Origin of the sequence: Photobacterium angustum, assembly GCF_003026365.1 — a bacterium.
Classification (GTDB): domain Bacteria; phylum Pseudomonadota; class Gammaproteobacteria; order Enterobacterales; family Vibrionaceae; genus Photobacterium; species Photobacterium angustum.
This window is the reverse complement of record NZ_PYOM01000013.1, coordinates 94,868-111,745: the sequence shown is the minus strand read 5'-3', so window position 1 is coordinate 111,745 and position 16,878 is coordinate 94,868. Positions and strand designations below refer to the sequence as shown.

Annotated in this window: 12 protein-coding genes; 7 read left to right on the top strand and 5 right to left on the bottom strand. The window is 37.5% G+C overall.

What is annotated here, in order from left to right:
- Nucleotides 1–342 precede the first annotated feature (342 nt).
- Nucleotides 343–1,224, top strand: a complete 882-nt coding sequence (locus CTN01_RS14520) for an AraC family transcriptional regulator (RefSeq protein ID WP_045127163.1) — start codon at nucleotides 343–345, stop codon at nucleotides 1,222–1,224.
- A gap of 101 nt (nucleotides 1,225–1,325) precedes the next feature.
- On the opposite strand, the gene CTN01_RS14515 is transcribed toward CTN01_RS14520, so the two are convergent.
- Complete coding sequence (locus tag CTN01_RS14515; protein ID WP_005367053.1) at nucleotides 1,326–1,916, bottom strand: acetate uptake transporter; 591 nt, start codon at nucleotides 1,914–1,916, stop codon at nucleotides 1,326–1,328.
- A 717-nt stretch (nucleotides 1,917–2,633) separates the two neighbouring features.
- Here CTN01_RS14515 and CTN01_RS14510 point away from each other — a divergent pair.
- The 5 genes from CTN01_RS14510 (at nucleotide 2,634) to CTN01_RS14490 (ending at nucleotide 8,286) form a co-directional block, all read left to right on the top strand.
- Nucleotides 2,634–3,587 carry a porin gene (locus CTN01_RS14510; RefSeq protein WP_005367052.1) on the top strand — a complete coding sequence of 318 codons (954 nt, stop codon included), beginning with the start codon at nucleotides 2,634–2,636 and terminating at the stop codon, nucleotides 3,585–3,587.
- A 178-nt stretch (nucleotides 3,588–3,765) separates the two neighbouring features.
- A complete protein-coding gene (locus CTN01_RS14505; protein WP_005367051.1) occupies nucleotides 3,766–4,029 on the top strand; it encodes a GrxA family glutaredoxin in 264 nt (87 codons plus the stop codon).
- Between the two features lie 268 nt (nucleotides 4,030–4,297).
- Nucleotides 4,298–5,980, top strand: a complete 1,683-nt coding sequence (locus CTN01_RS14500) for an aspartate:alanine antiporter (protein ID WP_005367049.1) — start codon at nucleotides 4,298–4,300, stop codon at nucleotides 5,978–5,980.
- A gap of 285 nt (nucleotides 5,981–6,265) precedes the next feature.
- Nucleotides 6,266–6,940 carry a response regulator gene (locus CTN01_RS14495; RefSeq protein WP_005367047.1) on the top strand — a complete coding sequence of 225 codons (675 nt, stop codon included), beginning with the start codon at nucleotides 6,266–6,268 and terminating at the stop codon, nucleotides 6,938–6,940.
- Nucleotides 6,937–8,286: an ATP-binding protein gene (locus tag CTN01_RS14490; RefSeq protein WP_045149608.1), complete on the top strand. Its 1,350-nt coding sequence runs from the start codon at nucleotides 6,937–6,939 to the stop codon at nucleotides 8,284–8,286. The genes CTN01_RS14495 and CTN01_RS14490 overlap by 4 nt, the downstream gene beginning before the upstream one ends.
- A gap of 339 nt (nucleotides 8,287–8,625) precedes the next feature.
- Here CTN01_RS14490 and fabV read toward each other — a convergent pair whose 3' ends face one another.
- From fabV to psrA, 3 genes are all read right to left on the bottom strand, one after another.
- Nucleotides 8,626–9,828, bottom strand: a complete 1,203-nt coding sequence (gene fabV / locus CTN01_RS14485) for an enoyl-ACP reductase FabV (protein WP_045127167.1) — start codon at nucleotides 9,826–9,828, stop codon at nucleotides 8,626–8,628.
- Nucleotides 9,829–10,015: 187 nt separating this feature from the next.
- Entirely contained in the window at nucleotides 10,016–12,292 is a 2,277-nt protein-coding gene (locus CTN01_RS14480; protein ID WP_045149605.1) for an acyl-CoA dehydrogenase, read from the bottom strand.
- Nucleotides 12,293–12,358: 66 nt separating this feature from the next.
- Nucleotides 12,359–13,018: a TetR family transcriptional repressor PsrA gene (gene psrA, locus CTN01_RS14475; protein WP_045083038.1), complete on the bottom strand. Its 660-nt coding sequence runs from the start codon at nucleotides 13,016–13,018 to the stop codon at nucleotides 12,359–12,361.
- Nucleotides 13,019–13,862: 844 nt separating this feature from the next.
- On the opposite strand from psrA, the gene CTN01_RS14470 reads away from it, so the two are divergent.
- On the top strand, nucleotides 13,863–15,116 hold the full coding sequence (locus CTN01_RS14470) for an L-lactate MFS transporter (RefSeq protein WP_045127169.1): 1,254 nt from the start codon (nucleotides 13,863–13,865) through the stop codon (nucleotides 15,114–15,116).
- A gap of 730 nt (nucleotides 15,117–15,846) precedes the next feature.
- Here CTN01_RS14470 and CTN01_RS14465 read toward each other — a convergent pair.
- Nucleotides 15,847–16,665, bottom strand: coding sequence for a sugar nucleotide-binding protein (locus CTN01_RS14465; protein ID WP_045149603.1), 819 nt, complete (start codon nucleotides 16,663–16,665; stop codon nucleotides 15,847–15,849).
- Nucleotides 16,666–16,878 lie beyond the last annotated feature (213 nt).

The window sequence follows — 16,878 nt, the reverse complement described above, 5'->3', positions numbered from 1 at the left end:
GATTAGAAAAGCTGCTTTTAAAGCAGCTTTTTTTATACCTTTCATTTATAACGACTGCATAATAAATAGCATAATATCCCGTATATAGAGCATAAGACCTAAATTACTCACAATCACATATCAATATGTATCCATTTTATATAGATAAACATACTCAATATGATCAATAACAAAAGTTGAGTTGATTTCATCTATTCAACCGTTTCTTTTAGTCCTATACTCATGCGCATGTACCTTGGTATCAGCATATTCCAACATAGAATACCGGTACATATAGAACGGTCGCCTAATTATGGTGTGTAATGAAGGATTTATTTCCACTTTTAGAGAAGCAGTACTGGTATGAAATATAAGCGTATCCTCTCTCAGAGCCACGTAGTTCTAAAAGAGTTTTATGTCGACCACCACTTGATTGTAAAATTATCAAATGTTCAAGGTGATGTTCACATCAACGGTCATGCTATTGAATTAAAAAATAATAGTACTTTTGTCGTTCCTAAATTCAGTCATATCTCTTGCTCTATTAATCAGCTTAATAGCCAAGAAAATATTGAATTACAATTGTTGATGATTGATGAAGAATCTATCACTGAAGCGTTCAAATATATCAGTGCGTTAAAACAACCTACTTTCCCGACGGCAAGTTGTTCTCCTGTCTACACGATTCCAACACCTGCAATTGTGGATCAAAACTTCGTTCTGTTTAATAAATTACTGCCTTCGATATGTGGCTCTTCCATGGAAAAAACGCTGTTAAGCCAGTGTTTAGTATTTATTTTAATGGCATTAAATGAAGCAGGCATTGATGTCTTCAACGTTTACCGCTTCAACTATGATGAACCTAAAGAGCGAACTATTGCGCGTTTAATCACCCAAGATCCTCAACGCAAATGGAGCGTCGATGATATGGCGAAAGCGCTTTTTACAACGCAATCTACATTACGTCGACATTTAGCAAAAGAAGGTGTTTCATTTAGCCAGTTATTACTTGATGTTAGAATGGGCTTAGCGTTGAACTACCTTACTTTTTCAAATTATTCTATTTCACAAATAGGTAATCGTTCTGGTTTTGGTAGTGCAGCATATTTCTGCGATGCATTTAAACGTAAATATGGTATTACGCCTTCTCAGTTTAGAACAACATCACGTCAAGAAAATGATGTTAACCCTGAAGGTCACTTTACCTATAAACCTAACATTCAAATTACTGAATCTTGCTTCTAAATATTGCTTTTATCCCATGTGATAAGGTTATTTTTATAGATTTCAGATACAAAAAAACCTCGTTAATTAACGAGGTTTTTTGTATCAATACCTAGTGAAAATTAAGCTGCAGCTTTTAGGCTTACTTGCTCAGTCTTCAACTCACCAACAGGTAGGATTGTTCGACCGTATTCAGCATTTAATACTTGAGCCATTGCAAAGTAAATTGCACTTAGACCACAGAAGATACCTTCAATACCCGCGATGAAACCAATTGTTGTATTACCCGTAAAGTCACGAGCCGCTAACAAGAAGAATAAAATAGTTAGAGAACCAAATACTACTTGCTTAGCACGAGGGTAACGTAGAGAACCGATAAACATAAATGCTGTAAATAGGCCCCAAAGTGTTAGGTACCAAGCCATGAACGGTGCTGGGCTTGCAGCAAAACCCATTTTAGGTAATGCAATAAGGCCTACTAGTGTTAACCAAAATAAGCCATAAGAAGTAAACGCCGTTGTTCCAAACGTATCACCACGCTTAAAGCACATCATGCCTACAAGAACTTGACCTAGACCACCATAAAAAATACCCATCGCTAAGATCATTGAATCCAATGGAAAAAATCCAGCGTTATGAATGTTTAAAAGAACGGTAGTCATACCAAAACCCATTAAGCCTAATGGCGCTGGGTTCGCTAATTTCGTAGACATGTATTTCCCCTGCAGGAGTAATTCAACAAAAGTGATAAATCTTAAAATATAGATGCATGCTAAATGCGCCGCGAATTCTAATTGATGGTGCGATCCAGATCAATGGTTAACTACCGAAAAAGGCAATAAAGTGAGAAAAAATGAGAATTCATCCGATTTTGTAAAGATTTTTAATAATAACATCTGTTGAATTTTGTTAATGAATATGAATTCATGCATAAATATATACAGCATTAGAATAACAACAATTTTAATGATTTTAACCTACTGATTTTATTAAAATAAAAAACCATACAAACATAAAAATTCATTCCGTTAAATTTTAAAAAAGAAGGTCTATAGCTTTTTTTAATGGCAGATATCATCTATTTGTCATATGAATGATGATATTTAACTATAAATAGCTAGAAAAATAGTACTTTCGTCACCTTTTATTCTTTAAGGCGATAAAACCACATTATTAAATAAAGCTTATATTCAACATCATGATAATCATATTGTTAACTTATTTAATAGCGATTAATCTCCTCCTCTCTTTTTCCAAATATCACTTATAACAAAATACGTAGCAGTTCATATAAAACACCTACTTAGCTCATTGATATATGTAATAAAAGTAACTTTTTACTTACACATAACTTTAACATTCATGCACTAATCTGCTCTCATTCAAGAGGCACTGAAGCCCAAATAACATTCTTTCTAGGGGATTAGAAAATGAAAAAAGTAGCATTGGCATCGGCAATTTTAGCGTCATTAGCAGCAGGAACAGTAAACGCTGCAACTGTTTATCAAGATGATGATAAATCACTAAGTATTGGTGGTCGTGCTGAAGCGCGTTTTAACCTTTCAGATGCAAATAAAGGTGATGACGGCACTGGTAATGCTTTTAAAGATAAAAGCCGTGCACGTATTAATCTAAAAGGTAAAGCAAAGATTAATGATCAAGTGACTGCTTTTGGTAAATATGAAGCTGAAATCTCTGATAGTAGTGATTCAACTGTAAAAAGTCGTTACGTATTTGCAGGGTTTGATACTCAGGCAGGTGCTTTCTCTTACGGTAAGCAAGACTCAGCACAGGTTATGCTGACAGATTACACAGATATCCTTGCTACTTTCGGTGGTGACGGTGTTGATCTTGTTGATGGTAACAAAGATAAGCGCGAGAATAACTTTTTATACGCTGGTGAATTCAATAATTTCACAGTTTCAGCTAACTACATTGCTGAAAACAATGATGCAGTAAAAGATTCAGACAGCTATGGTATTGCAGCACAATATGCCTTCCCATTCGGCTTATCTTTAGGTGCTGGTTATGTAAGTGGTCAAGACGGTGTTGACGTTGATGCTAACCAATACAACTTAGCAGCAAGCTACGAATTTAATAATTTCTACGCGGCAGCTACTTACGCTAGTGGTGAAGACGGTAATACTGATCTAACTGGCTATGAGCTAGCAACAGCTTTTAAAATGAATCAATTTATCGCTCAAGCAGCATACAACTTTAAGCAATCTGAAGACGGCGGCGTAAAGACTGATAAGGTTGATTATTTCGTACTAGAAGGTATCTATAAGTTCAATAAGAACCTACGTACTTATGCAGGTTACCTATTTAACCAAATTGATGGTGAAGATGACGAATTACAAATGGGTATTCGTTACGACTTCTAAGTACTGTCCTAAATGGTAATACAAGCCAAGCCTCGTGCTTGGCTTTATTCTTTGGCGTCGTCCTATCTTGATATATATTTCACCATCGATTTTCTCTATTGCTCTAACAGGCAAATCCCCCTTTCTCTATCAATAAACACACGTTATAGTAACAACATAATTTTGCAGGAGAGATTTTATGTTCGTAGTTATTTTTGGTCGCCCAGGTTGCCCATTCTGTGTACGTGCTAAGGAATTAGCAGAAAAAATTAAATTAGAACGCGACGACTTTAACTTCCGTTACGTTGATATTCATGCGGAAGGCATCAGTAAAGCTGATCTAGAAAAAACGGTAGGTAAACCAGTTGAAACAGTGCCACAGATCTTTGTTGATCAAGAGCACATTGGTGGCTGTACTGAATTTGAAGCTTACTCTAAAGAACATAATCTACTGTTCCAATAAGAAAAGAATTCAATTTATAAAAGGTCGACATTGTTCGACCTTTTTTTGTTCTTTATTTTATTACTTACTGACAACGTAAATGAACAGTATTTTTAACGTACAGTAATCCGTTATATTTCCGCTTTTATCCCTTCTGATAAAGAATACACAATCAGAAGTTATTAATACTAACTTTCAACATTTTTTTAGAATATACGCTATAACAGTCTGCAAAAATCAGCTAGAATTTGACTACTTTTACTTCTCCACTATTGTCGGAAATTCTGTTGTGAACATTGATGTAGCAGCACTTCTACACCATAATGATATTCTATTACTTTTTGTTGTCCTTGCCGTAGGTTTAAGTATTGGCAAAATACGCTTTGGTAAGATGAGCTTAGGTAATTCTATTGGCGTTTTAGTCACAGCACTGCTGTTTGGTAATGCTGGTTTTACTTTTGATACTGATGCTTTAAATATTGGCTTTATGCTGTTTATTTTTTGTGTGGGTATAGAAGCGGGTCCAAACTTTTTCGGCATCTTTTTTCGAGACGGTAAGCACTACCTTTTACTTGCGCTCGTCGTTTTGCTTTCCTCCATCGCGATAACCATGACAATGGCGCATTATCTACATATGGATATTGGCCTTGCGACAGGTTTAATGGCGGGTTCATTAACTGCTACGCCAGTATTAGTGGGTGCTAAAGACGCATTGAATACCGGGCTTTCAGGTATTACCGATCCAACAATGATTAAACAGCTTACAGAGAGTTTAAGTGTTGGTTATGCGATGTCCTATTTAGTAGGTCTAGTGAGCTTAATATTTCTCGCGAAGCTCATGCCTACACTACAAAAACAAAATCTAGCTGAATCTTCACAACAGATCGCACGTGAACGTGGTATTGGTGAAGTCGCTCAACGAAAAGTGTATTTACCCATTATTCGCGCATACCGTGTTGGGCCTGAACTGATTAATTGGATTGATGGCCGTAACCTTCGTGAGTTAGGTATCTACCGCCAAACAGGATGCTATATCGAACGCGTTCGTCGTAACGGTATTTTAGCTAACCCTGATGGTGATGCAATTTTGCAAGAAGGTGATGAAATTGCGCTAGTGGGTTACCCCGACAGCCACGCTCGTCTTGATCCTAGTTTCCGTAATGGTAAAGAAGTTTTTGATCGTGATTTATTAGATCTTCGCATCATTGAAGAAGAAATCGTGGTAAAGAACGATGGTATCGCCGGTAAACGTTTATCTGAATTGAACCTGTCAGAGTACGGCTGTTTCTTAAACCGTGTTGTTCGTGCTCAAATCGAAATGCCGATGGATCACAACATTCTGTTAAATAAAGGTGATATTCTGCAAGTTAGTGGCGAGAAAAGCCGTGTTCATGGTTTAGCAGAACGCATTGGCTTTATTTCAATCCACAGCCAGATTGCAGATTTATTAGCTTTTTGTTGTTTCTTTATCATAGGTTTACTGCTTGGTTTAATTACCATGAAGTTTGGTCATATTGCGTTTGGTTTAGGTAGTGCTGCAGGTCTTTTAATTGCAGGTATTACACTTGGATTTTTACGAGCAAACCACCCCACTTTCGGTTATGTCCCTCAAGGGGCATTAAATATGGCGAAAGATTTAGGCTTAATGGTCTTTATGGTTGGTATCGGCTTAAGTGCAGGTTCTAACCTTTTTGAATCCATTGGCCATATCGGTTTAACTGTTTTTGTCACCAGTTTAATGGTGAGTGTGATCCCTGTGGTATTAGCCTATCTATTCGGTGCTTATGTACTGAAAATGAACCGTGCACTACTTTTTGGTGCCATCATAGGTGCGCGTACCTGTGCCCCAGCAATGGATATGATCAACGCTCATGCGCGTAGTACTATTCCTGCTTTAGGTTATGCTGGTACTTATGCTATCGCTAACGTATTACTCACTATTGCAGGTACGTTAATTATTATTCTGAAATAATTATTGGCTTTAATACTGCTCTTTCTAATAGGGGCTGGCTAATGAGTTATCTCATGAGTCAGCCCCTATTCAGTCAATATACCTACACTAAGACCTGTAGCGTTAATTTGTTATTAATCAAACCTTTTAGTTAATAGCACACATAGCAATGTGACTTATAAATACCCATTCTGCTATAACGCTCAAATTTTAAGTTTATGGTAATGATAAATAATGCGGATAATTGCAATATTTCGTACCATAGATATTTACAACTATAATCAGCAACCTTGGGTGCTTTAATTTATGCGAATTCTTATTGTCGAAGACGATGCAATCCTTAGCCATCACTTAAAATCTCAACTCAGTGAATTAGGCAACCAAGTTCAGTGTGCAAATACGGCAGAAGAAGGTTTATTCTTTGCTGAAAACTACCCCAATGATATTGCGATTGTTGATATTGGTTTACCCGACCGTGATGGGATTAGTTTAATTAAAGACATGCGTAAAAAGGGGCTTCGCCTTCCCATTCTTATTCTTACTGCGCGTTCAAATTGGCAAGACAAAGTTACAGGCCTTGAAGCTGGTGCTGATGACTATCTCGTTAAGCCATTTCAAAAAGAAGAAATGGTTGCTCGCTTAAGCGCACTCGTTCGCCGAAGCGCTGGTTTTGTAAAGCCAGAAATGACCGCAGGTGATATCCGTGTTGATCTCCTCGCGAAGCAAGTTTATGTTCATGAAACATTATTAGAATTAACCGCTTTTGAATATGACTTACTTGAATATCTCATGCGCCATAGCCGTCAGGTTGTATCCAAACAACGCCTTCTCGATGTGTTATATGAAGATCAAGAAGGCGATCCAAATACAATCGAAGTTATGATTAGTCGTCTACGTAAAAAATTCACTAAAACAGGCCAAGATAACCCAATATCAACCATTCGTGGTCAAGGGTATATTTTTGAACTTAATGCCCAATGAATAAACTTATACAGCCGCGTTTAAGACGTCGAGTTTTAATCACCTCTGTAGCTATTATTGCTTTAGTCACATCGGCCTTAGCCGGTGTGATTAATAAGCTTTATTCTCAAAGCTATATGGCTTCATACTCTTCAGAGCTTGTCGCTCAAATGCCAATGGTTGTTGCTCAACTTAACCGCGCAGGCTTGATCAAAGATGTTGATAAGTGGATTGACTCTCTTGATCCATCAGACACCGATTATATTGCCGTGGTGTGCGATCAAGCAGATAACACCACATGGTTATCTCATGAAGCCAATAAAGCAAATTTAAAAGATGTTTGTCGTTACCTTCCAGAAGAAATACCGACTCCTACCCTAATAAAAATGGGTGATGACAAAGGCTATATCGCTTATAACCTCAGTCGAGATAAAGAAAATGGCAACATTTATCAACTCGTGGTATTGCGTTCAGCAAATGATTATGAAAAATCATTAGAAAAACTCCACCAACGTACAGCATTTTATCTCGGTCTGTTTGTACTTATTGCTGTTGCATTTCTTATTGCTGCCTTTCACTGGGGATTTCAGCCGTTACGCAAGTTAGCCTCTCAGCTCGATCAAATGGCAGAAGCGAAACGAGAAAAGCTCGATAATGATTATCCAATGGAACTGCAAGAAGTGACTAAAGCAGTTAACCGATTAAATCGTATCAGCAGTGATCAAAAAGGACGTTACCGCCATGCGATGGATGATCTTGCCCATAGTTTAAAAACCCGTTTAGCGGCAACAAATGCATTATTGGATGATAAAACGTTAGAGCGTCACGAGCTAAATCAACGCATTATGGAGCAAATCAGCCAAATGGATGATCTTGTCCAATATCAGCTCAAACGTGCAATGGTGGGTCAGCAAGGACTACAAAAAAGTAATTCTCAATTAATGCCAGTTGTTAATAGCCTTAGCTTAATGCTTGGTAAAATTTATGCGGATAAACAAGCTCAACTACATTATCACTTCAATGAAGATGTTATGTTGCCGCTAAATAAAGATGATTTAATGGAATTATTTGGCAATATGCTCGAAAATTCATTCCGTTTTTGTATCAGCCAAGTGCATATTACTGTGACAGAAACTAACTCACATTTTACCATTAAGATCGAAGATGATGGTCCAGGTGTAAAACTTGATATGAGAGAAGCAATATTTCAACGAGGGGTACGTTCAGATCAGCTAAACCCAGGTCAAGGTATTGGTTTATCGGTATGTAATGAAATTATCGATAGCTATCAAGGAACTATCTATGTTGAAGATTCGCCATTAGAAGGGGCTGCATTTATTATTACACTGCCAAAACTTAATGATTAAGAAATGTTAAAATTTATGGCAGGCCGAATAATTGAATGTACGAGGCTGAAACGCCAAAAAATTGACAGCCATTCGTAGACATTAAATTTATAATATTTAAAACTATCACTAGTAATTTATTAATAGCTAGGAGAGTTAATAAATGCAGTGCGAAAAATGTGCTAGTTTCGATGTAGGAAGAATAAAGCGAAAACTATGGCACAAGTTTTACATTAGAAGAATTTATCTCTGCAACCAATGTGGTTGGATACATAAAGAAAAAAAATAATAAATAGATTATATTGATAAATCGAAACAATAAAAAAACCGCCTTTCGGCGGTTTTTTATTTTGTTGTTAATTAAATGTCTTTCACATCAAACTCAACAACCGGATTCACATCTGCATCATAATCAACAGCGTCAATACCAAAGCCAAATAGCTTTAAAAACTCATCTTTATATTGCTGATAGTCAGCGACATCAAATAAGTTTTCATTGGTTACGTTTGGCCATAAATCACGACAATGTTTCTGGATATCTTCGCGAAGTTCCCAGTCATCTAGGCGTAGACGGTTTTCACCATCAACTTCTGCTGCTGTACCGTCAGCTTTAAATAGACGTTCATTGAACATACGTAGAATTTGCTGCATACAACCTTCGTGTACACCTTCTTCACGCATCTTCTTAAATACCATCGCAATATAAAGTGGCATTACAGGAATTGCCGCACTTGCTTGTGTTACCACACTCTTAAGTACAGCAACATTTGCTGAGCCGCCAGTTTTTGCTAGCTTCTCGTTTAGTTCTTTCGCTGCACGATCAAGATCCATCTTCGCTTGACCTAGCGCACCGTGCCAGTAGATCGGCCATGTGATTTCAGTACCAATGTAGCTGTAAGCCACAGTCTTACAACCGTCAGCTAAAACGCCAGCATCAGATAGAGCATCAATCCAAAGTTCCCAGTCTTGACCGCCCATTACCGTTACAGTATCAGCAACTTCTTGCTCTGTAGCTGGCTCAATGCTTGCTTCGATTAATACATCTTTATTGGTATCTACTGCTGTTGCTGTGTACGTCTCACCCATTGGTTTTAGGCATGAGCGAATAACTTCACCTGTTTCAGGTAATTTACGTACAGGTGATGCCAGTGAGTAAATCACCATATCAACTTGACCAAGATCTTCTTTGATCAAATCAATTGTCTTTTGTTTTGCTTCGTTAGAGAAAGCATCACCATTCAAGCTTTTTGAATAAAGACCTTCTTCTTTCGCAAACTTGTCAAATGCTGCTGAGTTATACCAACCTGCAGTACCTGGTTTTTTCTCTGTACCTGGTTTTTCAAAGAACACACCAATAGTTGCAGCACCGCCACCGAATGCCGCAGCAATACGAGACGATAAACCATAACCACTTGATGAACCAACAACTAGCACACGCTTAGGTGAGTTAGCAATTGGGCCTTGTGCTTTTGTATAAGCAATTTGCTCTTTTACGTTCTCTTCACAACCCACTGGGTGCGTTGTTGTACAAATAAATCCACGAGTTTTAGGTTTGATGATCATCTTCAACTTCCCTTACATAGTTGCTGATAGGATAAAAGGTTAGCGTCAAATGCGCATTAAATTTATGACAGAAAATGATAAAAACCGTAGTGGTTGGAGGTGTTACAGATTTTTCTGGTCAAAAAAAGTGCCACGCTTAGCGTGGCACATGGGAGATTCCAGGTTTATATATCACTAACTAAGCTACCTAAGCCGCTTTTCCTGGTAGTATGCGAGCTTTTTTAAAATGGTCTGCACAAAAATGATCAACTTGAACCGCTTTTTGTCTTAGCTGCTCAGCATTTTCTATTTTTTTCTTCTCTGCTTCTGTGATTACTCCCACATCTAATGCAACTTGTAACTTATTTGTTAACGAAGCTTTGCGTGGGATCTCACCTCTACGTGTTGCTTTCATCAGTTTGCGCTCTAAAGGTTTGATCTCGTGCATAGCTAAAAAGGCGCGCTCCATAATCGCAACAGGATCATCCTCTTTATTACCAACATAACAAAGGTGCGTTAGTCGTTCACGATGTACACCAGGAGTCATTAATGCTTCTGCGATGTCGATAGCAATCACATCTGATGGTGCATGGTAATGAATGCCTAACGGGAAATTAATCGTCCGTAGTAGACGTCCAATCCCTTTACGAGGAAAATTATTAAACACATCATTAAAAGCCACACCACATTGATGCAAACAATGCTCTACACCGTATTTCACCATTGATAAATCTTGTTGTTGACGCCCTTCATCTTCATAGCGTTTTAATACTGCCGATGCTAAATAAAGATGACTCAAAACATCGCCTAAACGCGCAGAGACTAATTCACGGCGTTTTAACTCACCACCAAGGCTTAACATCGCAAAATCCGCACTCACCGCCAATGCCTTAGCCATTCTTGCTAACTGGCGATAATAAGGGGCAGTGTCACCACTAACGGGTGAACGATTAAAACGAGAGCCTGAAAAGGCATTCAGTAAAGACTTACTAACATTACCAATAGCAAAACCAATATGTTTTGATAACAACTTATCAAAATCTTTCTCACCTTGTTGTTCATCTGGATTGGCAGCCGCTTCCATTTCACTGAGTACATAAGGGTGGCAACGTGTGGCACCTTGACCAAAAATCATCAAGTTTCGGGTTAGAATATTCGCGCCTTCTACTGTGATAGCAACTGGCATACCAAAGTAGTGATGGCCTAAATAGTTCATTGGACCGAGCTGAATAGCACGACCAGCGTGCACATCCATTGAATCATTAAGGATTGTTCGTGCCATTTCAGTCATATGGTATTTGGCAATGGCTGTAACAATACCTGGGGTTTGTCCCATATCCAACGAAGTCGTGGTTAACGTTCGGGCAGCTTCTAGCATATAGGTATAACCACCAATTCGCCCTAAAGCTTGTGCAACACCTTCAAAATTACCAATTGAAGTACCAAATTGCTTACGAACAACTGAATATGCGCCTGTCGTTTTCGCTGTTAAGTGCCCAATGGCAGTACCCAATGCTGGAAGTGAAATACCACGCCCTGCTGATAAACACTCCACCAGCATTCGCCAACCTTTACCAGCATATTCTTGACCACCTATGAGCCAATCCATTGGAATGAACACATCATTACCGCGTGTAGGTCCATTCATAAATGCCATATTCAATGGGTCATGGCGTTCACCAATTTCAACACCAGGATGATCGGCGGGAATTAATGCACATGTAATACCTAATTCTTTTTTATCACCAAGCAGGCCATCAGGATCTTTCATTTTGAAAGCCAGACCTAATACTGTTGCAACGGGTGCTAAGGTGATATAGCGTTTGTTCCATGTTAGGCGTAAACCTAATACTTGCTCACCTTCATGTTCGCCATAACAAACAATACCTTCATCAGGAATACTACCGGCATCTGAACCTGCTTCTGGCCCAGTTAATGCAAAACATGGAATATCTTTACCGTTAGCTAAACGTGGTAGCCAATAATTCTTCTGCTCTTCTGTCCCGTAATGAGTCAATAATTCACCAGGCCCTAGGGAATTAGGCACCATGACACATACCGCAGCACTTAAACTACGCGTCGCAATTTTGGCAACTATGGTTGAATTCGCATGCGCTGAAAAATCAAGGCCACCGAATTCTTTACCAATAATTAACGAGAAAAACTTTTCGTCACGTAAGTACTGCCATACCTCTGGCGATAAATCTTTATCTTCTTGTACAATCTGATAATCGTTTAACATAGCCAATAACGTTTCTAGCTTAGTGTCGATAAACACTTGCTCTTCATCAGAAAGTTTTGGCTTAGGGTAGGTTAATAAGGTATTCCAGTTAGGTTGCCCACTAAATAACTCACCATCCCACCATACACTCCCCGCTTCCATTGCCTCGCGTTCTGTTTCAGATAACGGTGGCAACACTTTTTTAAACATCTTAAAGGCGGGATCGCTGAGATAACGTTTTCGCATTACAGATAAAGTGCTCATAGTTCAGATCCTTTTGCTTCGATTATTTTTATAATGACTAAGTAGGTATACATTCGTTATTTAGTTTTAGCCTTGCTTAACCAGAGAAAGATTCGGCTCTATTGGCGCACCAACCCCTGCTGCGAGATAAGGGACAAGACGATCAATTAAATCTTCAGTTTTCACATGACTAGAAAAATCGTTTTCTGCTATTTCACATAAAGCGGCACTTGATGCCATCGTAAATACTGATGCACCTAATGTGAAATGTAAGCGCCAGAAAAGAGTTTCTGGATCTAAAGATGGATTAGCACGGCATACTGCAGTGACAAAAAGAGAAAGGACTTTGTCGTAACGGGTAACAATAAACCACCGTAAATGTCCCTGTACGTCAGTATAACCTCGCCCTAGTAATGACATAAAAACCGTCGCGCCATTAGTTCGACAATCATTAAGGCTCACTAGCGGTGACTTAGTACAGTGGAAAACATCTTCCATCGTAAAATCATCTCGGGTTAAGAGTCTTTCTAATTCGCTTTGCAACGCTGGCATAAAAATATCAAGGTAACGGCTGAGTACTGCTCGTACTAATGTTTTTTTATCACCGTAATGATAATTAACAGAAGCAAGATTGACCCCAGCTTTACTCGTGATGGTCCGCAGCGACGTTTCATTAAAGCCGTGCTCGGCAAATAACAACTCAGCGGCATCTAGAATACGACTTTTAGTTTCACCTTTTCCTGCCATTTTCATTCACCCGTATTAAACACATGTTTAAATACTACAACTCGTTAACACTTTTAACAAGTTAGCTATCTCATTTTGAGAGGTAAATAGCATTAGTTCTTAAATGTTGAAACAATAAAAATAAGACATTAAATATCAACAAGTTAAAGTCACTCTATATCAGCAAGGTTAATAGCTAATAAAATATAAATAGAAAAAGCATATATGAGTGGAACTTAAACACATCGATTGAGTCTGATTATATGCCACTACTTTTTTGTTGAAGACTTTCCTTCATAGCCTACTCCTGTTATTGGAGTAGGTTTTATTTCCTTGCTAACTTTTGCTAAGTTGCCCTCTTATTTTTTAAACTCACCTATTAATATCTAGACACATATTATTTATAAAAGCGACGAAATGATTCACTTTTGCATACAACTCCACGATACGAATAATAATAACAATTTCTTTAGCTACTTATATAAATAACCATCACTAAAAATAATTAATCAATTAAATTAAAACATAACAGGATATCTAATTATCTTTATTTTTAGTTCTGTTAATTACAATTAAGAAGGGTTATAAAATTTGTTTAACGATTAAAATAATTCAACACCACACTTGCAATACATCATACAAATAGAGGTTTACTCGCTTTTATTCCGGCGAAAAATAAAACAATAAAAACGTTTTAAATCAACACTTTAATTTATTTAATATTTGGTTACATTTTAACTTGCTATCATTATTTTTATCGCTAGAATTCCCCCAAAGTTTTAATGGGTAATATTACTAAAAATATATATTACTACGATCTATTTATTTGGCTTTTCACCATATAAATATCATTTGAGAGAAATTCATGTTTGATAGAGCAAAGCAAATTCTTATTGCTGGTTTTTGTATTAATTTATGTATTGGTATTCTATTTACTTGGAGTGTATTTAAAAAAGCGCTAGTTGTTGATTTAGGATGGACAAACTCAGAGGCATCTCTTCCTTATACTGTCGCTATTATTACTTTCTCTATAACTCTTCTTTTAGCTGGTATTTTACAAGATAAATTTGGCCCTAAGCGTGTATTAATAGCAGGCACAATTTGTTCTGGTTTAGGTTTAATCGCATCAGGTTACATCACAAACCCGACTCAACTTATTTTTACCTTTGGTATTCTTGCCGGTGGCGGTATTGGTTTTGGTTATGCTTGTTTAAGCCCTGCAGCAATGAAATGGTTTCATCCATCAAAACGCGGGCTTGTAAATGGCCTTATCGCAGCAGGCTTTGGCCTTGCTGGTGTTTATCTTGCTCCATTGATTACATCATTAATTGGAAGTTACGGTATTAGCAATAGTTTTATTATTTTAGGTATTGCTCTTTTATGTATTGCAACACCATTAGCATTTACCATTACTAATCCACCTTCTCATTACGTACCTATCGCTTCATCTAAACAAACGGATAAGAAAGTAGCGGTGCCACAAAAAGAAATGTGTTGGACTGCTATGCTCAAAACGACTCAGTTTTATAGTATTTGGGTTATGTACCTTTGTGCATCATCAACAGGTTTAATGATCATTGGTAATATTACCTCTATCGCTTCAGCACAAGCTGGTATGACCGATGCCGCTCACCTTGTTGTAATTCTAGCTTTATTTAATACATCAGGTCGTGTGTTTGCTGGCATGCTATGCGACAAAATTGGTGGTCTTAAAACATTGTCGCTATCATTTATGTTATCTATTGCCAATATGATGTTGTTCCCTCATTACACAAGCCATATTGGTCTTATCATCGGTATGGCGACAGCGGGCCTATGTTATGGAACCTTACCAGCAGTATTCCCATCACTGACTGCAGGTTTTTATGGTTTGAAAAACTACGGTACAAACTATGGTGTCGTTTACACAGCATGGGGTGTCAGTGGTTTCATTGGCCCAGTTATCGCTGCTGTTGCTGTTGATACCACAGGTAATTACAACCTCGCTTATTTCTACTCGGCAATTATAATGGGAATCGCATTTGTGTTTTCGGTGCTAACAAAGAATCCAGCAGTCAAACCTGAGGGCTCTGTCGGAAAAGAAGAAAATGAAATGCTAAACACAAAAGTTACAGCCTAAACATCAACGAAGCAGTTTATATATTTTTTAAAAATCAATGCATTAAGTGACATCGCAATTTTCGTACTAGAAATATTCAAAAACTTAGGAACCTTTTGAAAGATCCTGAGTCTTAAATAATGTATTCAGATTGATAAAGATTTAGCCAAACAGACATGTTTCAACAATTTTTATTAATGTAAATGCCACTACTGCTTTAACTCCTAATTGTAATTTTTAGTTTGCCCACTATTTTTAGTGGGCTTTTTTTTGTAAAAGAGGTCTTTCACAGGCGCCATAAAAAAAAGATGACTTTTTTCACTTTTATTGAACTAACCTTAATTTCGTTAGTCTTACTAGTATGATTCATAAGAAAACCTACTATGCCTTTGGTTTTGAATCAGTATGTTACAGATTTTTATTTGTGTTTGATGTCCACTACTGCTGAACTTTTTGTAAATTTACGGAACTTTTTATCCCATTAAAATATTTTTAATGGGATTTTTTTTATCTATTCAGATGATTTAAACAGTTAAAATGGTGTTGCTGCGTGTTTTTTTACCTGAGTACTATTTTTTTTAAAAAGTTTTGAACCAAACCTAAAATTCAGAGTCTGAATATGTAGAATCCATAATATTGGTGAGAATTGTTTAACTGGCCGTCGAACTTCTTCCAATACTCCTCATTGCCACTGCAATTATCCTTTAATTGCACATTTTTACGCTGAACTGTTGTTCAGCGTTTTTTTTATCTATTTAGACAGCATCAAATCTCTATGCTTAAGTGCATAGCCTAGATTCATTAATGTCTTCGTAGCATCAATCACTTTTGCATTACTACTTTCATCATCTGGTAAAAACTCAGGCAATGGCAATGATAATTGCTTCGCCATCTGGGTATAATATTCTCGACGGGTAGGATGAAAGTCAGACGCTAAATGTAAGACAGAGATACTATCTTTAAAACCAATTAACCTTACTATCGCCGCAACACAGTCTTCTAAGTGAATAAGATTAACGGGATGACAGCCCCCTTTTAAATCGTTTCTGCCCGCTAAAAATTTGACAGGATGACGGTCTGCGCCAATCAACCCCGATAACCGCATTATCGTTAGTTGATCCCCCCATTGAGCACGCAAACTATTTTCAATCTTCACATGCGTCAAAGCAGAATCGGTTAATGGCATCACATCATCGTCTTCAGACACACGTCCTTTTCGTCCATCATAAACTGACGTTGTACTAATAAATATAATGCGCTGACACCCTGATTGATAAGCTGCGTTAGAAAGGGATAACACATTCTGATAATGCTGTTCTTTATCAATACTATTGCGACCAGCAGCAATATTAATCACCATCACATCACTTGATAACATCGCTGCTAAAGGCGATAGTTGCTCAACTTCTGTTAATGGTAATTCCATTGGCACCCCGTGTATGCCACATGCATTTAAAGCATTCGCTTCTCTCACATTTCTTTTTGTTCCGTAAACGTTATGGCCCTCTTTATATAATGCCTTTGCTAAAGGCAAACCAAGCCAACCACAACCGCATATAGCAACATTCATTTTTCACCTTCGACTTCCATCAAATCTATATAAGAAAAATAACACCAATGACCTGAGGCTTTAAGCTACAACTTAAAAATGATGACAAATTACATCACTCTATTTTTTCACGCTGTAAAATAATTCCTTAGATATGAAAGGAATATACAAAAACTCACCATATCTGCTGCTTTTTTGTAATTATTCATCAATCAGAGTTTCAAAACTGAAAGC